The sequence below is a fragment of the Pseudomonas sp. BF-R-24 genome (genome assembly GCF_019947335.1).
GTDB classification, from domain to species: Bacteria; Pseudomonadota; Gammaproteobacteria; order Pseudomonadales; family Pseudomonadaceae; genus Aquipseudomonas; species Aquipseudomonas jessenii.
In genome coordinates, this window is record NZ_JAGYGG010000034.1 from 1 (window position 1) to 18753 (window position 18753).

Sequence of the window (18753 nt, forward strand, 5' to 3'; positions counted from 1 at the left end):
GTTGGGCGGGGTCAGCCTGATCAGCCAGTTGATCGGCACTGCGCTGGGCATCACTGTGGCACTGGCCGGCGGGTTTGCGGTGTATGGCGTGATCAAGGCGCTGCATGGATTGCGCCTGAGTCAGGAAGAAGAGTATTACGGCGCGGACCTGTCGATCCACAAGATCGGCGCCGTGAGCCAGGACTGATTCAGGTCTTTTCATGGCCTGCGGCATCATGGCAGGGGCCGCAATGGCTCGACGGTTTTTCGGGGCAGGCCTAGAATGATCACTTCATTTTCTGGTTGAGCGCTCATGCTTCCCGAATGTCAGCTGTTCGGCACCCTTGGATGCCATCTCTGTGAAGTAGCCGAAGCCATGTTGATGGAGTTCGTCGAGCGCGGCCTGCTGGTGGAACTGGTGGATATCGCTGACGATGAAAGCTGGTTCGCAGCTTACAGCCTGCGTATTCCGGTGCTGCGGCGCGTCGATACCGGTGCTGAACTGGGCTGGCCTTTCAGTGCCGATCAGGTGGTGGCGTTCCTGGGTTGAGCGGTTTTTGCGTTGGTGGCATGTCCCGCCTGTCGAACTTTACGATTGATCCCCTTGGCTTATTCGGCGTTGATCGGATACTGTATGTGTATACAGTTATTCGAAGTGCCTGTCTTGCCGGTCCTGATTTTCGGGAGTGAGCAGGCAAGCCCGGGCGTGAGAGGGATGAATCGTGGTCAATGTCGAACAGTTGAAGAATAGCGTGAACCGGATGTCTGCGGACGTCGTGCGCGAGGCTGTCCTTGAGTTGCGCCTGGATGGTCTGGTGACCGAGGGGAAAACGCCCTTCAACAAAACGCATTTCAATACCTGTTTCGCAGAAATCGAAGCCTTGTTTCAACGCGCGGGTTATCACCGGCAACTCGATGTCGTGGGTTATCAGGGATTGTTGTACGCCCTGTATGATCCCGCCCGCTGGGAGGCGGTCGATGTACTGCGCTGGCTCAAGGAGTACACCGAAGCGGTGGCGCGCGCGCAGATCACGGCTTGAGGAATCTTAGGGGGCGTTCTCAATTAGTTTTCACGCCGCGCCGGGAAAACTAATTGAGAACGGCCCCTAGGTTCATTCCCCTTGCTGTTGGATAATGCCGCTCTGCACTGAGGTTAGAGCTTTCGTATGTCCACTTCTTCTTTTTCCGCGGCACACAGTCAGGCCAGTACGCTCTACTTGCCACCTGGCCCGTGGCAGACCGTTGTCGATTGCCTGTGCGAGCATTTCAGCGCCATCGGTCGTGAACAATGGCTGGACAGAATTGCCCGTGGCCGGGTCCTCGATGGGCAGGGCATGCCGATTGCCCTCGACCTGGCCTACAGGGAAGGTTTGCGGATTCATTACTTTCGCGAAGTGCCGGATGAAAAACCGATCCCGGTGATCGAGTCGATTCTGTACGCGGATGAGCACCTGGTGGTCGCCGACAAGCCGCATTTCCTGCCGGTGACCCCGGCTGGCGAATACGTCGAACAAACGCTGCTCCGGCGCTTGATCCGTCGCCTGGACAATCCGCACCTGGTGCCATTGCATCGCATCGACCGGCACACCGCGGGGCTGGTGCTGTTTTCCGCCAATCCGCAGACCCGTTCGGCTTATCAGGCGTTGTTTCCAACCCGGCAGATCGAAAAGCGCTACGAGGCCATCGCAAAGGCGCTGCCCGGCCTGGCTTTTCCGTTGGTGCATAAAAGCCGACTGGTCGATGGCGAACCGTTCTTCCGCATGCAGGAAGGCCCGGGTGCCAGCAATACAGAGACGGCGGTCGAAGTCAGGGAGAAACTGGGGGAGCTCTGGCGTTATGGTCTTTATCCGGTGACGGGCAAGAAACATCAGCTACGGGTACATATGGCGGCGTTGGGAGCCGCTATCTGCAACGACCCGTTTTACCCCGAAGTGCTCAAGGATGCGCAGGATGACTACGCCAATCCTTTGAAGTTGCTGGCTCAGGGGCTGAAGTTTATCGATCCGGTCACGGGCCAGGCGCGTGAGTTCGAGAGTGAAATCACCCTGCAATGGTGATCGGGACGCGATCCTGAAGCGCTGTTCTCCAGGCATGAAAAAGCCCGCATCAAGCGGGCTTTTGTGTATCCGGCGGCGTCGGGATTACAGTTCCTTGACGGTCCGCACCTGATCTTTGTTGATGCGGGTCTGCTTGCCGTCGAGCTGTTCGAATTCGTAGAAACCGGAATCCTTGTCGAATTGCGGCGTGTCGACGGCCTGGATTTCGCGACCGTCATTCAAGGTGATCACTGTAGGCGATGCACAACCGGCGAGGGTGGCAAGGCCCAGTGCGAGCATGAAAGTGGCGAGGGTCCGTTGAGTCATGAGTTGTGTCTCCGAATAAGAATTCTGTGGTTGCTGAACTTGAGACGTGCAGCGTCCGCGCAAGTTCCTGATCGATATCAGTCTGACACAGTGTCATGACCGCTTAAAAGTTCCGGCGTGTTGAGATTTGCCAGCCGAGGGTCGTTGTCGGGGCATTGCAGCGCGGTCGCGCCGAGATTGCGCATCAACCGGCCAGGGCTGCGCTCACCCTCGTTCCAGGCATTTTCGAATGCTGCCCTGTGTAGCACGGGAATCACACACAACAACGGCTCCCAGTGGTGATCATGCCGCACCATCAGCGGCTTGTCCGGATGCAGGTTGGCGGCCGCGCGCATATTGCCGATCAGCGCCGCATCAATGCCCGGAACGTCACAGGGCATGACCAGCAGATGGGTATGGCGAGCAGCTTTCAGGCCTGCGCGAATACCGGCCAGCGGCCCGGGGAAGTCACCTTCATCATCGTGGACCAACTGGTCGGCGTAGGGGGCGTACTTCTCAGGGTTACGATTGCAGGAGATGATCAGGTCATCGGTCAGCGGGCGGGTCTTGCGATGCAGATGCACAATCAGCGGTTCGCCGTGCCAGTCCAGCAACCCTTTATCCCGCCCACCCATACGTTGGCCGCGGCCGCCCGCCAGGAGCAGAATGGAGCAGGGTGGCAATTGTGAATTCGTGGTCATGGCAAGCCTCCATGGGGGCGGCGAAAAAACGGAGCGCTGTGATATAACACCGGGCTGTTTCTCCTACAACTGGACGAGCCTATGAAAGCCAAGGCTGATGTACCTTTCGCACCGCTGAATATTGCAGTGTTGACTGTCAGCGATACCCGCACGCTGGAAACCGACACCTCAGGTCAGGTCTTTGTCGATGGCTTGACCGCTGCCGGTCATTACCTGGCCGCCCGGGTGTTGCTCAAAGATGACCTCTACAAAATTCGCGCGCAAGTCGCCAACTGGATTGCCGACGATGTCGTGCAGGTGGTGCTGATCACCGGCGGCACCGGTTTTACCGGACGTGACAGCACGCCGGAAGCCGTCGCGTGCCTGCTGGACAAACAGGTCGATGGATTTGGCGAGCTGTTCCGTCAGATCTCGGTTGCCGATATCGGTACCTCGACCGTTCAGTCCCGGGCGTTGGCCGGTCTGGCCAACGGCACGCTGGTTTGCTGCTTGCCGGGCTCGACCAATGCCGTGCGCACCGCTTGGGACGGCATTTTGGCCGAGCAGCTGGATGCGCGGCATCGGCCGTGCAATTTCGTGCCTCATTTGAAACAGGCCGCGCCTTGTGAATCCCGTGGGTAAGCCTGGCAAGTCTGGCAGCCTGATGCCTGTCGAGCAGGCGTTGGCGCGCTTGCTGGAAATGGCCGAGGCTTCAAGGATTGTCGAGCGTGAACGCTTGCCGTTGGCGCAGGTACAGGGGCGTGTACTGGCGCAAGATCTGGTATCGACGCTTGATCTGCCGCCTTGGCCTAACAGTGCCATGGATGGTTATGCCTTGCGCATGGTCGACTGGACGGGAGAGCCGTTGCCGGTCAGTCAGAAGGTGTTTGCCGGCCAGGCCCCCGATCCGTTGCAGCCAGGAACCTGTGCGCGCATTTTCACCGGAGCGCCTGTTCCCGCCGGTGCCGATTGCGTCGAGATGCAGGAGAACGCCGAGGTTCAGGCCGATGAGCGAGTACGTTTCACTCAAGCCTTGACCCAAGGCCAGAACATCCGTCCGCAAGGCCAGGAAACCACTGTCGGTGAGCTGATTCTGCCAGCAGGTACGCAGATGGGGCCGATCGAGCAAGGATTGGCTGCCTCCCTGGGATGCGCTGAGCTGGAGGTGGTTCGAAAGGTGCGCGTGGCGGTGCTGTCTACCGGCGACGAGTTGATTGAGCCGGGGCAGACCCTGGGGCCAGGACAGATCTACAACAGTAACCGGGTGTTGTTGTGCAGCTGGTTGCAGCGTTTGGGGTGTGAGGTCGTCGACGCGGGAATTCTGCCGGACAATCTGGAAACCACTCGCACCCGATTAGGTGAGTTGAAAGATGTCGACCTGATCCTCTCGACCGGTGGCGTATCGGTGGGGGAAGCCGATTTTCTGGGCATCGCCTTGCGCGAGGAGGGCGAACTGACGCTTTGGAAACTCGCCATCAAGCCCGGTAAACCGCTGACGTTCGGGCATTTTCGCGGTGTGCCGGTGATTGGCTTGCCGGGCAATCCCGCATCGACCCTCGTGACCTTTGCCCTGTTGACCAGGCCCTATCTCTTGCGCCGTCAGGGGGTAATGGACGTTGAGCCGCTGAAGGTGCAGGTGCCGGCAGGGTTTGACTGGCTCCAGCCAGGCAATCGGCGTGAGTATTTGCGCGGACGGCTGGAAAGCGGCAGGGCGACGATCTACAAAAACCAGAGTTCCGGTGTTCTGCGCAGCGCTGCCTGGGCTGATGGACTGGTAGAGGTCCTGGAAGGTCGCACGCTGGTTCAGGGCGATAGCGTTTTCTTCATTCCGTTGAGCGAAGTCCTGAGCTGATAGCTTCAGCGGCGTTGTCACACAAGACCCGGTTGATTGAGTCGGGTCTTGTGTGGGGGGGCCACTCAATGGGCCAGAAGCAATGAAATGACCTGCTCGAAACGGCTATTGGCGATCCAGCCAAGGAGACAGAGGATCACAGCTGTTCCGCAGGCGGAATAGACAAGCCGGTGCCTGATGGATTTGACGTCGTCCCGGGTTTCTTCAATGTCCCGGCGTATGCACTTGAGGTGTGTTTCCAGCTCGGTGACGCGAGGTTCCATATCAATTTCTCCCGTGGCTTTTGTGCTATTGCGGCATTCAGCTCGATGGCCTGTATTTTTGTTATCTGCGAGCGGCAAGACCAGGATGGCCGGTGATGCGAGGTTTTGGTGTTGCATGGCACGTCCTTGTGATGTCCAGCTGGATCCTCAAAGTCTACCAATTCAGATTTTCGGTCAATTGAGCCGATTCCTAACGTTTTGTAAGAAAAGTCCTGCCGTGTGGGGGCCAAGACTTTCCGACTGGAAATAATTCGATTTCTGGCGACTTTTACCGGAGCCTTCGCGGTCAACATCTCCCAGATGCCATTCAAACCGGGAGTGAGTAATGAGCGATCGCAAGGCGCTATTGATTCTGCATGGCAAGCAAGCGCTCAACGAGGCGGTTCGCACCGCCGTCGAAAGCCAGCGTGAGCGAGGTCGGGAGCTGGCTGTTCGATTGACCTGGGAAGCCGGCGATGCGCAAAGGCTGGTGGGCGAAGCGTTGGCGGCCGGGTATCGATACATCATTGCCGGCGGTGGCGATGGCACCTTGCGCGATATTGCCGAGGCTATGGCGCAGCATTCGATAAAAGCCAGCCTGGTATTGATGCCGCTAGGTACCGCCAATGATTTTGCGCGTGCGGCGGGTGTGTCCCTGGAACCCGATCAGGCGCTGGAGCTGCTCGATAGCGTGCCGACTGCCATTGATCTGGGGGAGGTTGATGGGCAGATATTCCTGAACATGGCGACCGGTGGGTTCGGCAGTCATGTCACAGCGAACACCCCGGAGGATCTGAAGAAAATCCTCGGCGGTGCGGCGTATCTGTTCACCGGCTTGTCACGCTTCAATGAGCTGCATACCGCGTACGGTGAATTGCAGGGGCCGGACTTTCACTGGCGCGGCGATCTGCTGGCCCTGGGCATCGGCAATGGTCGGCAGGCCGGAGGCGGGCGGGAATTGTGCCCGCAGGCACTGGTTGATGACGGTTTGCTGGATATCAGCATCCTGCCGACACCGCAGGAAGTGGTCGGCACTTTGAAAAACCTGCTGACCGAAGGCTTTGGCATCGACAGCATGTTTGTTCGGGCGCGCCTGCCCTGGGTCGAGATCAAGGTTTCGGAAGGGCTGTACATCAACCTTGATGGTGAACCGCTGGAAGGGGACAGCCTGCGTTTCTCGGTTCGCCCGGCGGCGTTACTCGTGCATCTGCCTGAGAATTCGCCGTTGTTACGCGACAGTGAAGTGCCTAGTCATCGAGGCTGATGATTTGTTCACGCACGGCAAACAACACCAGGCCGGCCACATCGTAGATCTGCAAGCGCTTCATGATCTGCGAGCGGTGGGTTTCGACGGTCTTGACGCTCAACCCCAGGCCGTTGGCGATCTCTCGGGTGGATTTTCCGCGAACGATCAACCGCAGGATTTCCAGCTGGCGTGCCGTCAGGTTGTGCGAGTCGGCAGGTTCGGGTGGGTGCTTCTGGTTTCGGGTCAGTGCCTGAGTGATCACCGTGTGGGCAATGGCCGGGCTCAGATAGCGCTCGTTGTTGCGCAAGGCTTCCAGCGCGTGCTCGAGTTCGGTCGCCGTGGTGTCCTTGAGCAGGTAGCCATGGGCTCCGGATTCCAGCGCCTGCATGATCAGGGCAGGGTCGGTGTGCATCGAGAGGATCAGGACCTTGCTCTGCGGGCGCACCCGCTTGAGTTGCTGCAAGGCTTCTAGGCCGCCGGTCTGGCGCATCGAAATATCCAGCAGGATAATATCCGGGGACAGACGCCCAACCATTTCGAGCAACTGCGAGCCGTCACTGGCCTCACCGATGACGGCATAGCCGGGCAGATCCATTACCAGGGCGCGCACGCCAGCCCTGATCAGCGAGTGGTCATCCACCAGTAGTAAATTACAAGTCAATGCATAACCTTATTCGAACTGGCCCGTTCGAGCGCACGGGGCGCCCAGGGAAAAAGAGCTTCGATTTGAGTGCCTTTGCCCGGCTCGCTGGTAACGGACAGTGTGCCGCCCAGTTGATCGATCCGTTCCGACATCCCGGCCATACCGCGCTGCCCTTCACGACCTGGGTCTGTTGCGGGCGCGAAACCCTGACCATCATCGCTGATCTGCAACTTCAGGCCTTGGGGCAGGCGCTGCAGGCATACCAGAAGGTTCTTGGCCTGGGCATGTCGCAGGATGTTGGTGACCGCTTCCTGGGTAATACGGAAAGCCGCCACTGCCATTTCCTCCGGTATGCCGGTCAGGCGCTGCTGGCATTCCAGGCTCCAGTGCACCGGGGTGTTGGCCAGGGTCTTGAGCAGGTGTGCCCGCAGACTGGCTTCCAGTCCAAGGCTGGTCAACTGCCGGGGATTGAGAATGGCGGATACGTCACGAACTTTGGCCAGGGTTTCTTCCAGCGTGTCGCAGAGGACCGTGCATTGTCCCTGGAGCTCTTCGGGCATCCGGCGTTTGAGCCAGTCGCTTTGCAGTTTGGCGGCGGTCAGCAATTGACCGATGTCGTCATGCAGTTCGCGGCTCAGCCGGTGACGCTCGTTTTCCTGGACCTGCAACAACCGGTCCGCCAGTTCCTGAGGCTGGAATTTGATCGATTTGCGCGAGAGGCAGTACTGCACGGCAACACTGGTCAGCGCGGCAACGTTGAGCACCAGCAATGACAGGGGCAACGGAATGGACAAGCCATGGACCAGCAAACTGCCGAGGGTCGAGCAGGCACATAGCAACAGCGTGAATAGGCGTGCATTTGCTCGGGAGGGTGGCCACGTGGCGATTGACTTGAGGCTGGCGTGCATAGCGGATGGAGCCAATGGATGTTCGCTGCGGGCTGACCGGTCATGCTGGCTGACAGGCCCCTGTTTTTTTATGTGGAGCGCCGACGAGTTCAGCTGCGAACTGCAGCGACCTGTATTCGGCTGCGATCACACTGCCATTAATTGGCGTCAACTAACAGGCGGCATAGTAGCACCTAAGATACCGTTGGTCGCGTCCGTATGTATGTCCGAAAAGTCAGGAATCCAGTCGTTTTGACGATGCTTCCATAATGGAACAAGTTGGTTGTTGCCGTCGCAAAATACCGGTTGTTTAAAAGTGTCGCTTATAGCTACGAAATATTCATTTGCGACATGTGCGCACTCAAGTTACAGCGCGGTATTGATAACCAAAACACGCCATGCGGCATGGTTTGGCAAGTTCAGGCCTGTCGCTCTGAATAGGATACGAGGGTGAAGGGCCTGGAGTTGACAGGTGGTTGAAACCGGCTTTGCCCGACCTGAAAGGCAAAGGCTTCGATCAGGGTGACCTGTTCGCTGTCGTCGAGACTGAGCTGTCCGGTGGTCTGGTCGATGAGTTCGAGTTGCCAGGCAACCAGGGTCAGGCAGTCTTTCAGGGCACTCAGCGCCTCGTCGTGCAGACTCATGGTGTTCTGTGCGTGGTTGAGCAGGCCATGAATATGCAGAGAAAATTCAGACACGGCCGCCAACGCCAGGGCATCAGCCTTGTTGGCCAGCTTGAGCAGTGTGCTGAGCAAACAGTCGATGGCGTCCTTGTCATTGCTGATCAACTGCAGATGACTCAGGCATTCCTCGGTTTTAGCCAGGAGTGTTTCAGCCTCGACAAGAAACCCCGTGAGACGCTGGGCCCACTCTTTACGGTCGTTCGGCATACTTATCTCCACAACGTCATGTCAAATGAGGGGATATCGTGTGTGTCGACGAGGGCGGTCGGAACTCCGGCATTACCGAGTCGTCGGATGAACGAGTAGCGGCTGGCCCGGAAGCAGGCTGGGGAACACGAGAGGGTGGGTGGCCACTGACTTGCGATCGCACACAAAAGCCTGACTCCGTTCATGCAATGAGAATGGCGTCACATTAATGGCTATCGGATATTGCGAATATCAGGTTGCGCCTGATTATTGATAGGGGAATCCCTTACGCAGGGGAACCTTTCGCTCGAACAGTGGTCGCGGGGCGCAGAAGTGCAGCAGATGTAATCACCGCGCCAGTAAAGCATGATGTTAATGTGACATCAATGGCCGGGCGTGGCATTTTAGAGAGGGTCAAGCTTCGGCAAAAACAGCCGATAACCTTCCTTGAGTGAATTCATCCGAACAAGACCTGGAGTCATTGATGGCCGGCATTCTCGACACGGTAGACCAACGCACGCAACTGGTGGGTGAGAATCGCCTGGAAATTCTCATGTTCCGGCTCGCCGGACGGCAATTGTTCGCGATCAACGTCTTTAAAGTACAGGAAGTCCTGCAGCTGCCAAAGTTGACACTGATGCCGCAGCGGCATCCTTTTGTGTGCGGCGTGGTCAACCTGCGTGGCCAGACCCTGCCGGTGATCGACCTTTCCCAGGCCATTGGCATGCGCCCGCTGGTGCCGGGGCCTGGCAGCACGATTATCGTCACCGAATACAACCGTTCGGTTCAGGCCTTCCTGGTCGGTGGCGTGGACCGGATCGTCAACATGAACTGGGAAGCCATCCTGCCGCCCCCGAGCAGCGCCGGCCGCCAGCATTACCTGACGGCCATCAGCAAGGTCGATGATCAACTGGTGGAAATCATCGACGTCGAAAAGGTTCTGGCCGAAATCGTCCCGTACAACGCCAAAGTCTCCCGCGACAAGCTCGAAGATCCGGTACTGGAACGTGCCCGTGGCCGTGAGGTGCTGCTGGTGGATGACTCGAACGTGGCCCTGGCGCAATTGCGCGATACCCTGGGACAGCTGGGCGTGAAGATGCATATTGCCAGCGACGGGTTGAAGGCCTTGAACATGCTCAAGGCCTGGGCTGATACCGGCGTGGACATGACCGAAAAACTGCTGATGGTCTTCACCGATGCGGAAATGCCGGAAATGGATGGCTATCGCCTGACCACCGAGATCCGTAACGACCCGCGCCTGCGCGGCTTGTACGTGGTGCTGCACACCTCGCTGTCCGGCAGCTTCAACGACTCGATGGTGAAGAAGGTCGGCTGCGACAATTTCCTCTCCAAATTCCAGCCGGACAAACTCGTCGACGTAGTGCGCCAGCGCCTGATGCTTGACGAAGTACCGGCCTGATCAGGCCATGGTCAACCTGTAGGATGTAGGAGCGAGCTCGCTCGCGATGGTCTTGAACGATAACGCGTAAACCGGAGCCCGGCGGCGTCCTTGGGTTTTTCGCGAGCGAGCTCGCTCCTGCAGGGTTTTTGCACTTTGATTCGCTGACCAAGCTCGTATAGGGTGGCGTTTTTACCTACCAGGGAGCTGGCCATGTTGCGTCTGAGCGCGCTGTATCGTTATCCGTTGAAATCCGGCAAGGGCGAGGTCTTGCAGCAAGTCGGCCTCGACAAGCTGGGGCTGGACGGCGATCGACGCTGGATGCTGGTGGATGAGGCCAGCGGTCGTTTCCTGACCCAGCGTGCGGTGGCGCAGATGAGCCAGTTGTCGGCGCTGTGGAATGCCGAAGGTGGCCTGACCCTGAATGCTCCCGGTCGCTCACCGATCGATATCGCGTTGCCCGGCAGCGATGCAGAACTGCGTGGCGTGACCATCTGGCGCGATACCTTGCGAGTCCCCGATGCAGGCGATGAAGCAGGTGCCTGGGTCAGTGAGTTCATCGGTAAACCGACGCGTCTGGTGCAAGTGCCACTGGAGCGTGCGCGTACAACCGAGGCGGGTTACGGCAAGGATGACGACCAGGTGGCGTTCGCCGACGGCTATCCGCTGTTGCTGATTGGCCAGGCCTCCCTCGAGGACTTGTCGCAACGGGTCGGGCGTCCGTTGGAGATGCTGCGTTTCCGGCCGAACCTGGTGATCGAAGGCAGTGCAGCCTTCGCCGAGGACGGCTGGAAGCGTATCCGTATCGGCGAGGTCGAGTTCCGCGTGGTCAAGTCCTGTTCACGCTGCATCCTGACCACCATTGACCCGCAAACCGGGGAGCGCAGCGACGATCGCGAACCCTTGGCCACCTTGCAGAAGTATCGCTCGCAGGCAGACGGTGCAATGTTCGGCCAGAATCTGGTCAACGACGGCAACGGACGACTCGAAGTCGGCATGCCGGTGGAGATCCTCGAGTAATTTTGCGCAGAACGAAAAATGCCCGTGTCGAAAAACACGGGCATTTTTTATTGCAGTGAAGCCTGCGGGTTTTAGCCGCGGTATTCGCACAGGTAAGCGGTGTCGACGGCGACTTTCAGCTGGAACTTGCTGTTGGCCGGCACGTTGAACTGGCTGCCGGCGGCGAAAGTTTCCCAGTCGCTGCTGTCGGGCAGTTTGACGGTCAATGCGCCGCTGACCACGTGCATGATTTCACGCTGGCTGGTGCCGAATTCGTACTCGCCCGGAGCCATGACGCCGATGGTCGCTGGACCTTCTGCGGTGCCAAAGGCGATCGACTTGACGGTGCCGTCGAAGTACTCGTTGACTTTAAACATGGGCGATTCCTCGAAAAGGGCTGAAAAGGGCCGGCCAGTATGCACAAGGCCCTTGGCGTCGTCACCTGTCTAAAGCGGCAGAACCAGCGGCAGCAGGCGTGCGGTATTGCGCGCATCTTCCAGCGCCCGGTGTTGTTGGCCGTTGAACTGCAAGCCGGCCAGTTGCAACGCGCCGTTTAATCCCAACGGACGTTCCAGGCGCCTGGCCTTGGCAAAACGCTGTTTGAGGTTCATGTGCGGTACGTTGGCCAGCATGCTGGCGAGTCCCAGTTGCTGCCAATCCTGAAGCAGTTGTTTGCGATCGTAATCGCCCCAACTGGCCCAGCCCTCAAGTCGCGTGTGGTGTTGGCCGAGCCAACGTTCGAACGCCGGCCAGACTTCGCCCAGCGGTTGCGCGGCATCGATGTTGGCTTGGGTGATGTGCGTCAGCTCGCGGCAAAACGGCGTCAGCAACGGCCGCCGAACAGGGCGGACGAAGCGCTGGAACTGGTCCAGTTCACGCCCCTTGCGGTCCACCAGAGTGGCGCCGATTTCAATGATTTCCATATCTGTTACGGGCCATCCACCCTCATCGGTGGTGGCCTCCAGATCAATGACCAGCCAATGAGGCATTGCAGGGTTCCTGGTATCCGCATCCTGATAGCTTTGAGCGTAGCCAAACCCGGCGGTTCCGCCTAGCGCCTTATTCGACCTCCAATAGAATCTGCCGGTTTTTCACCTGATCCCCGACTTTCACTTGCAAGCGCTTGAGAACACCGTCGATGCCCGATTTCAATGGGTGCTCCATTTTCATCGCCTCCAGTACCACCAGCAGTTGGCCCTTGGTCACCTGGCTGCCTTCGTTGACCAGGACGTCGACAATCGCCCCGTCCATCGGTGCCTTGAGGGTGCCGGAGCTGACACTGGCCTGGCCGGTAACCTGCGCCTGAGTGCGATCCACGAACTGCAGACTTCCCGGTCGGGTAAACAGCCAGAGACGTCCGGCCTCCAGACGATAAGCGTGGCGTTGGCGAACGCCTTCGATTTCCAGGGTGGCCCAGCGTCCGTCGCTGTGGATGATCTTCAGTTCGAGGCTGCGCTCGGCGACCTGAATGCGCAACGGCTCACCCGGGATCGCCTGCAACGCTACCGGCCAGTCCTGATCCTCAAGGCCGATGCGATAGTGCAGCGGCACGCTGGCGTTGTTGCGCCAACCGCCAAGCGGGGGCAGGTGAGCCTGCGCCGCAGCCTGATAGAACAGGGCGGCGGCGATGGCCAAGTGGTGCGCGCCAGGGGTTTCGGGACGCAGGCAGGTGTGATCGGTGAAGTGCTGCGCGATGAACCCGGTACTGAAATCACCGCTGGCGAACTGCGGATGTTCCAGCAGGCTGGCAAGCAGGCGTTGATTGCTTTTCAGCCCCAGCAGCACGCTGTCTTGGACTGCCCGCAACAATTTGCGACGGGCTTCTTCGCGGGTGGCACCGTGAGCGATGAGCTTGCCGAGCATCGGGTCGTAGAAGGGGCTGATGACCTGGCCTTCGATCAGGCCGTGGTCGATCCGCACGCCGTCCTGCAATGCCGGTTCCCAGGCCACGACGCGCCCGGTTTGCGGCAGGAAACCCTGGGCCGGGTCTTCGGCATACAGGCGCACTTCCATGGCGTGGCCCGTGAGTTGCACCTGTTCCTGGCGCAAAGGCAGCGGTTGCCCTTCGGCGATGCTCAACTGCCAGGCCACCAGATCCAGCCCGGTGATCAGTTCGGTCACCGGGTGCTCCACTTGCAGCCGGGTGTTCATCTCCAGGAAGTAGAACTGCCCGCGCGCATCCAGCAGAAACTCCACGGTGCCCGCGCCGACGTACTTTACCGCTCGCCCGGCCTTGAGCGCCGCTTCGCCCATGGCCTGGCGCAGCTCGGCGGTCATCACCGGGCAGGGCGCTTCCTCGATGACTTTCTGATGCCGGCGCTGCACTGAACAATCGCGCTCGCCGAGGTAAATCAGGTTGCCATGCCGGTCACCGAACAGCTGGACCTCGACGTGACGGGGTTCGACCAGTGCCTGTTCGAGGATCAGTTCACCGCTGCCAAAACCGTTCAGGGCTTCGGAGCGCGCGGTGCGAATCTGCTCCAGCAAGTCGCTGGCGTCGTGCACCAGGCGCATACCGCGTCCCCCGCCGCCGGCGCTGGCCTTGATCATCAACGGATAGCCGATGCGCTCGGCTTCACGGCCCAGGGTGGCATCGTCCTGCCCGGCGCCTTGATAGCCGTTGATGCACGGCACACCGGCTTCGATCATGGCGATTTTCGACAGGCGCTTGCTGCCCATCAGCTCAATAGCCTCGGGGCTGGGGCCGATGAAGGTGATGCCAGCGTCCCTGCACGCGAGGGCAAACCCGGCGTTTTCCGAGAGGAAACCGTAGCCCGGATGGATCGCATCCGCGCCCGTGCGCCGGGCTGCGTCGAGGATCGCCTGGATGTTCAGGTAAGACTGTTGCACCGGGGCCGGACCGATGTTGACCGCCTCGTCGGCTATCCGCACGTGCAGTGCATCGGCGTCAGCGTCGCTGAACACGGCGACCGTGCGATAGCCCAGCGCCTGGGCCGTGCGCTGGATGCGGCAGGCGATTTCACCGCGGTTGGCGATGAGGATTTTTTTGAGTCCGGGCATGGGTAGGCTCTCTGATTTTTAGCGGTGTCTGGTCGGGCCTCATCGCGAGCAAGCTCGCTCCCACAGGGTTTATGAACGACATAAATCCAAGGTGGGAGCGAGCTTGCTCGCGATGCTTTTCAGGAGGCCCACCCCGGTTTGCGTTTTTGCACGAAGGCCATCGTTCCCTCGATGCCTTCGGCTCCGGTCACCGCTTCGCTGAACCATTCGGCAGCCTGATCCAGCAGGGCATCCGACGGTTGTCCGGCACTCGCCAACAAGAGTTTCTTGGTCGCCGCATTCGCCCCCGGCGCGCAACACAACACATGGGCCAACACCTCATCGAGACGTTCGGCCAGGGCCTGCGGATCATGTTCGACAAAATGCACCAGGCCCATGCGCCGTGCCTGGTGGCCATCAAAACGCGCCGCCGTCAGGGCCAGGCGCCGGGTCTGGGTCAAGCCGATGCGTTGCACCACGAACGGTACGATCTGGGCCGGCAACAGGCCGAGACTGGTTTCCGGCAGGCCGAATTGCGCCTGGTGATCGGCCAGGGCGATATCGCTGACACAGGCCAGGCCGAGACCGCCGCCGAGCACCGCGCCCTGCAGCACGGTAATCACCACTTGCGGAGCGTGTTGCACTTCTTGCAATAGCGCGCCGAACACCCGGTTCAGATCCCGGTGCGCAGTTGGGCCTTGAGCGCGGGCGTTGGCCATGTCCTTGATGTCACCGCCGGCACAGAAGTGCCCGCCGACGCCGCCGATCACCAGTGCGCGAACCCCTGGTTTATCGCTTACCGCGGCCAGCACCGAGCGCAACTCGGCGACCATTTGCAAGCTCATCGCATTGCGGCTTTCGGGGCGGTTGAGGGTGATGTGCAACACGCCGTTGTGCAGCTCCAGCAGCAAAGTCTGGCAAACCGGCAGGCTGTTCATTTCTTTTTCCCCGGCAGAATGCCCATGAGTTTGCAGATGATTCCCAGCATGATTTCGTCGGCGCCGCCGCCGATCGACACCAGCCGTACATCGCGGTAAGCCCGGGCTACCGGGTTGTCCCACATGAAGCCCATGCCGCCCCAGTATTGCAGGCAACTGTCACTGACTTCGCGGCCCAGCCGCCCGGCCTTGAGCTTGGCCATGGAGGCCAGGCGCGTGACGTCCTGGCCTTTGATGTATTGCTCGGTGGCCTGATAGACCAGCGCCCGCAGGCATTCGATCTCGGTTTGCAATTCCGCCAGACGGAAGTGGATCACCTGATTGTCGATCAGCGCGTTGCCGAAGGTTTTGCGCTCCTTGCAGTATTCGATGGTGCTGTCGACGCAGTACTCCAGGCCTTTGATCATGTTGGCCGCGCCGAACAGGCGTTCCTCCTGGAACTGCAGCATCTGCATCATGAACCCCGCGCCTTCATGGCCGATGCGGTTGCGCTGCGGTACGCGCACGTTGTCGAAAAACACCTGGGCGGTTTCCGAGCTGCGCATGCCGAGCTTGTCCAGGTGCGAGCTCAAGCTGATGCCCGGTGTGTTCATCGGCACCATGATCAGCGACTTGTTGATGTGCGGTTTGTCGTCCGAGGTGTTGGCCAGCAGGCAGATGAAGTCGGCGCTCGGCGAGTTGGTGATCCACATCTTGCTGCCGTTGATCACGTAATCGTCGCCGTCTTTGCGCGCGGTGGTTTTCAGCCCGGCGACGTCAGAGCCGGCGCCGACTTCGGAGACGCCGATGCAGCCGACCTGCTCACCGCTGATGGCCGGGCGCAGGAATTCCTCGCGCAGTTCATCGGAACCGAACCGGGCCAGCGCAGGCGTGCACATGTCGGTCTGCACGCCGATGGACATCGGAATGCCGCCGCAATGGATGGTGCCGAACTCTTCGGCGGCGACGATCGAATAGCTGTAGTCGAGCCCCATGCCGCCGAACTTTTCCGGTTTCGAAATACCCAGCAATCCGAGGTCGCCGGCCTTGCGGAAGATATCGTGGATGGGGAAGCGCCCGGCCTTTTCCCATTCCTCGACATGCGGGTTGATCTCGTGCTCGACGAACTGGCGAACGGTGCGGCGCAGTGCTTCGTGTTCCTGGGTGAAGATCATTTTTATTGTTCTCCTGATAGTCGGCTTAGAACCGCGCCACACCGAAACTGTTGGCTTGCAATGGCCGCACCTCGGCCTCATGACAGATATCCAGCAAGTAACCCAGCAAGGTCCGGGTATCGCGCGGGTCGATCAAGCCATCGTCCCAGAGGTTGGCGCTGCCATAGAGCGCCGTGGACTGGCTGTCGAGTTTCTGCGCGGTGACCTGTTCGAGCATGTCGAGCATTTTCGGATCGGGCACCAGGCCGTCCTTGGCCTGTTTGGCCTCGGTGACGATGCGCAGCACCTTGCCCGCTTGCGCGCCGCCCATCACGGCGGTACGGCTGTTGGGCCAGGCGAAGATGAAACGCGGGTCAAGACCGCGACCGCACATCGCATAGTTGCCCGCGCCGTAGGAGCCGCCAACCACGATGGTCAGCTTCGGCACCCGGGCGTTGGCCACCGCCTGAATCATCTTCGCGCCGTGCTTGATCACGCCTTGCTGTTCCGATTCGGTGCCGACCATGAACCCGGTGGTGTTGTGGAAAAACAGTAGCGGCGTCTGGCTCTGGTCGCACAGCTGGATGAACTGGGCGGCCTTGCTCGCGCCTTTTGGCGTGATCGGGCCGTTGTTGCCGATGAAGCCACAGGCGCGGCCCTGAATTTTCAGATGACCGCACAGAGTCTGCTGATCGAATTCGCCCTTGAATTCAAGAAAGTTCGAAGCGTCGGCGAGGCGGGCGATGATTTCGCGCGCGTCGTAGGGTTTTTTCGGATCATCCGGGATCAGGCCCAGCAGTTCGTCGATGGGGTAGAGCGGCTCCTCCCAGCGACGTTCGGGTAGTGGAGGCAACTGCTCGTTCCACGGCAGCAGGCTGATAATCTCGCGTACCTGTCGCACGCCATCGGCGTCGTTTTCAGCCAGGTATTCGGCGGTGCCGGCGGTTTGTGCGTGCATCTCGGCACCGCCCAATTCTTCATCGGTGGCGACTTCGCCGGTGGCGGCTTTGAGCAGTGGGGGACCTGCGAGAAACAGCTTGGCCTTGCCACGCACCACCACCACGTAATCCGACAGCCCCGGCTGATAGGCGCCACCCGCCGTGGCGGAGCCATGCACCACGGTGACCTGTGGCAACCCCATGGCCGACATCCGCGCCTGATTGGCAAAGCTGCGCGCGCCTTCGACGAAAATTTCCGCCGCGTAATTGAGGTTGGCGCCGCCGCTTTCGGCGAGGGTGATCACTGGCAGTTTGTTTTCCATGGCGATCTGTTGCAGGCGCAGGGATTTCTTCAAGCCGCTGGGGGAGATGGTCCCGCCCCTGATCGCGCTGTTGTTCGCCACCACCAGCACGCGCACGCCGGACACGTAGCCGATACCGGCGATCAAGCCGCCACCGGCGGAGCTGCCATCCTTGTCGTCGTGCAGCTTGTAGCCGGCCAGGCTGGCCAGTTCGAGAAACGGTGCGCCGGGGTCCAGCAGCAGGTTGAGGCGCTCTCGAGGCAGCAACTGGCCGCGTTTTTCGAACTTCGGCCTGGCTTCGGCAGCCTTGTTCAGCAGGTCCTGTTCGAGCACGTGAACTTGCTCGATGGCACTCAGCATCGCCGCACGGTTCTGGGCGAACGACTCGCTGTGGGGGTCGAGTTGCGACTGAATCACCGGCATGGGTTATTCCTTGTCCTTCAATACGTCTGGTATGTAGGCGCGGTGGAAACCGTTGTACGACTCGCTGTTGGTCGCCTTGTGGATCGGCCAGGCGCGGCCGCCGAGGCTGGCGGCGCCGTCGATGCGCAAGGTGCTGCCGCTGACAAACGCCGCTGCCGGGCTGAGCAGGAAAACTATCGCCGCGCTGACTTCCGATTCGGTGCCGATGCGCTTGAGCGGCACGTGTTCGCGCAGGGTCGGGATCACCGCCTTGAAGGCGCCTTCGTAGGTGTCCATGCCGCTGGAGGCAATCCAGCCCGGCGCCACGGCATTGACCCGCACCCCGGCATGACCCCATTCGTACGCGGCGGTCTTGGTCAGGTTGTCCATGCCCGAACGTGCCGCGCCGGAGTGGCCCATACCGGGCATGCCGCCCCACATGTCGGCGAGCATGTTGACGATGGCCCCGCCGTGCTTGCTCATGGACTGGTTGAACACTTCCCGGGCCATCAGGAAGCCGCCCACCAGATTGGTACGCATCACGGTTTCGAAACCCTTCTGATTAATCGAGGCCAGGGGCGAGGGGTATTGCCCGCCAGCATTGTTGACCAGGCCGTGGATCGGACCGTGCTTGCGGATAAGCTCGCTGACCAGATGCGTCACCGCTTCTTCCTCGCGGATATCACAGGTGCTCCAGTCGGCCTTGCCGCCGTCGTCGGCGATCTCCGCCGCAACGGTTTTCAGCTTGTCGGCCTTGCGCCCGACCAGCAGCACATGGGCGCCGAGGGCCGCCAGTTCGTGGGCAGTACAGCGGCCGATGCCACTGCCGCCACCGGTGACGATGATGTTTTGGCCAGCAAACAAATCGGCTTTGAAAATCGAATCGTAGGCCATGGCGGCAA

The 18753-nt window shown here is 60.1% G+C and carries 21 protein-coding genes and 1 pseudogene; 9 read left to right on the forward strand and 13 right to left on the reverse strand.

The genetic code is table 11. The annotated features are described in order from the left end of the window. The 4 genes and pseudogenes from KGA98_RS22325 to KGA98_RS22340 all read left to right on the forward strand — a co-directional run. Nucleotides 1-187 (forward strand): annotated as a pseudogene (locus tag KGA98_RS22325) (ammonium transporter); the annotation flags it as partial. A 105-nt stretch (nucleotides 188-292) separates the two neighbouring features. Further along, nucleotides 293-529, forward strand: coding sequence for a glutaredoxin family protein (locus KGA98_RS22330; RefSeq protein WP_223503863.1), 237 nt, complete (start codon nucleotides 293-295; stop codon nucleotides 527-529). Between the two features lie 172 nt (nucleotides 530-701). Continuing rightward, nucleotides 702-1019, forward strand: a complete 318-nt coding sequence (locus tag KGA98_RS22335; RefSeq protein WP_154860232.1) for a transcriptional regulator — start codon at nucleotides 702-704, stop codon at nucleotides 1017-1019. A 126-nt stretch (nucleotides 1020-1145) separates the two neighbouring features. After that, nucleotides 1146-2036 (forward strand): pseudouridine synthase, encoded by an 891-nt coding sequence (locus KGA98_RS22340; protein WP_218494470.1) that lies wholly within the window; start codon nucleotides 1146-1148, stop codon nucleotides 2034-2036. A gap of 84 nt (nucleotides 2037-2120) precedes the next feature. Here the strand turns inward: KGA98_RS22340 and KGA98_RS22345 are convergent, their stop codons facing one another. Next, a complete protein-coding gene (locus KGA98_RS22345; RefSeq protein WP_007994800.1) occupies nucleotides 2121-2342 on the reverse strand; it encodes a YgdI/YgdR family lipoprotein in 222 nt (73 codons plus the stop codon). Nucleotides 2343-2419: 77 nt separating this feature from the next. Further along, nucleotides 2420-3022, reverse strand: a complete 603-nt coding sequence (gene mobA, locus KGA98_RS22350) for a molybdenum cofactor guanylyltransferase MobA (protein ID WP_223503865.1) — start codon at nucleotides 3020-3022, stop codon at nucleotides 2420-2422. 81 nt (nucleotides 3023-3103) lie between these two features. Between mobA and moaB the strand changes: the two genes are divergently transcribed. Together moaB and glp are read left to right on the forward strand one after the other, a co-directional pair. Beyond that, the gene (gene moaB, locus KGA98_RS22355) at nucleotides 3104-3643 is read left to right on the forward strand and encodes a molybdenum cofactor biosynthesis protein B (protein WP_090457038.1); all 540 of its coding nucleotides are present in this window, start codon (nucleotides 3104-3106) and stop codon (nucleotides 3641-3643) included. Then, nucleotides 3627-4853 carry a gephyrin-like molybdotransferase Glp gene (gene glp, locus KGA98_RS22360; protein ID WP_090457036.1) on the forward strand — a complete coding sequence of 409 codons (1227 nt, stop codon included), beginning with the start codon at nucleotides 3627-3629 and terminating at the stop codon, nucleotides 4851-4853. Before moaB ends, glp begins: the two co-directional genes overlap by 17 nt. Nucleotides 4854-4918: 65 nt before the next feature. Here the strand turns inward: glp and KGA98_RS22365 are convergent, their stop codons facing one another. Next, nucleotides 4919-5233: a hypothetical protein gene (locus KGA98_RS22365; RefSeq protein WP_223503867.1), complete on the reverse strand. Its 315-nt coding sequence runs from the start codon at nucleotides 5231-5233 to the stop codon at nucleotides 4919-4921. Between the two features lie 208 nt (nucleotides 5234-5441). On the opposite strand from KGA98_RS22365, the gene yegS reads away from it, so the two are divergent. Beyond that, the gene (yegS, locus tag KGA98_RS22370) at nucleotides 5442-6359 is read left to right on the forward strand and encodes a lipid kinase YegS (RefSeq protein WP_223503869.1); all 918 of its coding nucleotides are present in this window, start codon (nucleotides 5442-5444) and stop codon (nucleotides 6357-6359) included. On the opposite strand, the gene KGA98_RS22375 is transcribed toward yegS, so the two are convergent. The 3 genes from KGA98_RS22375 to KGA98_RS22385 form a co-directional block, all read right to left on the reverse strand. Next, on the reverse strand, nucleotides 6343-7002 hold the full coding sequence (locus tag KGA98_RS22375; RefSeq protein ID WP_150812306.1) for a response regulator transcription factor: 660 nt from the start codon (nucleotides 7000-7002) through the stop codon (nucleotides 6343-6345). The two genes, yegS and KGA98_RS22375, sit on opposite strands and share 17 nt — an antisense overlap. Next, nucleotides 6999-7892 (reverse strand): sensor histidine kinase, encoded by an 894-nt coding sequence (locus KGA98_RS22380; RefSeq protein WP_223503917.1) that lies wholly within the window; start codon nucleotides 7890-7892, stop codon nucleotides 6999-7001. Before KGA98_RS22380 ends, KGA98_RS22375 begins: the two co-directional genes overlap by 4 nt. Nucleotides 7893-8290: 398 nt before the next feature. After that, the gene (locus KGA98_RS22385) at nucleotides 8291-8761 is read right to left on the reverse strand and encodes a hypothetical protein (protein ID WP_154860227.1); all 471 of its coding nucleotides are present in this window, start codon (nucleotides 8759-8761) and stop codon (nucleotides 8291-8293) included. 463 nt (nucleotides 8762-9224) lie between these two features. Between KGA98_RS22385 and KGA98_RS22390 the strand changes: the two genes are divergently transcribed. After that, complete coding sequence (locus tag KGA98_RS22390) at nucleotides 9225-10160, forward strand: chemotaxis protein CheV (protein WP_007973464.1); 936 nt, start codon at nucleotides 9225-9227, stop codon at nucleotides 10158-10160. A gap of 192 nt (nucleotides 10161-10352) precedes the next feature. Beyond that, a complete protein-coding gene (locus KGA98_RS22395) occupies nucleotides 10353-11159 on the forward strand; it encodes an MOSC domain-containing protein (RefSeq protein WP_223503871.1) in 807 nt (268 codons plus the stop codon). Nucleotides 11160-11230: 71 nt separating this feature from the next. Here the strand turns inward: KGA98_RS22395 and KGA98_RS22400 are convergent, their stop codons facing one another. From KGA98_RS22400 to KGA98_RS22430, 7 genes are all read right to left on the reverse strand, one after another. Further along, nucleotides 11231-11515: a pyrimidine/purine nucleoside phosphorylase gene (locus tag KGA98_RS22400; RefSeq protein WP_007940055.1), complete on the reverse strand. Its 285-nt coding sequence runs from the start codon at nucleotides 11513-11515 to the stop codon at nucleotides 11231-11233. Nucleotides 11516-11584: 69 nt separating this feature from the next. Then, a complete protein-coding gene (locus tag KGA98_RS22405; protein WP_057713849.1) occupies nucleotides 11585-12127 on the reverse strand; it encodes an exonuclease domain-containing protein in 543 nt (180 codons plus the stop codon). Between the two features lie 70 nt (nucleotides 12128-12197). Beyond that, on the reverse strand, nucleotides 12198-14159 hold the full coding sequence (locus tag KGA98_RS22410; RefSeq protein WP_223503873.1) for an acetyl/propionyl/methylcrotonyl-CoA carboxylase subunit alpha: 1962 nt from the start codon (nucleotides 14157-14159) through the stop codon (nucleotides 12198-12200). 119 nt (nucleotides 14160-14278) lie between these two features. Next, a complete protein-coding gene (locus KGA98_RS22415) occupies nucleotides 14279-15076 on the reverse strand; it encodes an enoyl-CoA hydratase/isomerase family protein (RefSeq protein ID WP_223503875.1) in 798 nt (265 codons plus the stop codon). Continuing rightward, nucleotides 15073-16230: a citronellyl-CoA dehydrogenase gene (gene atuD / locus KGA98_RS22420; protein WP_057713852.1), complete on the reverse strand. Its 1158-nt coding sequence runs from the start codon at nucleotides 16228-16230 to the stop codon at nucleotides 15073-15075. Before atuD ends, KGA98_RS22415 begins: the two co-directional genes overlap by 4 nt. Nucleotides 16231-16255: 25 nt before the next feature. After that, entirely contained in the window at nucleotides 16256-17872 is a 1617-nt protein-coding gene (gene atuC / locus KGA98_RS22425) for a geranyl-CoA carboxylase subunit beta (protein ID WP_223503876.1), read from the reverse strand. A 3-nt stretch (nucleotides 17873-17875) separates the two neighbouring features. Further along, nucleotides 17876-18745, reverse strand: coding sequence for an SDR family oxidoreductase (locus KGA98_RS22430; RefSeq protein WP_223503878.1), 870 nt, complete (start codon nucleotides 18743-18745; stop codon nucleotides 17876-17878). Nucleotides 18746-18753: the final 8 nt, after the last annotated feature.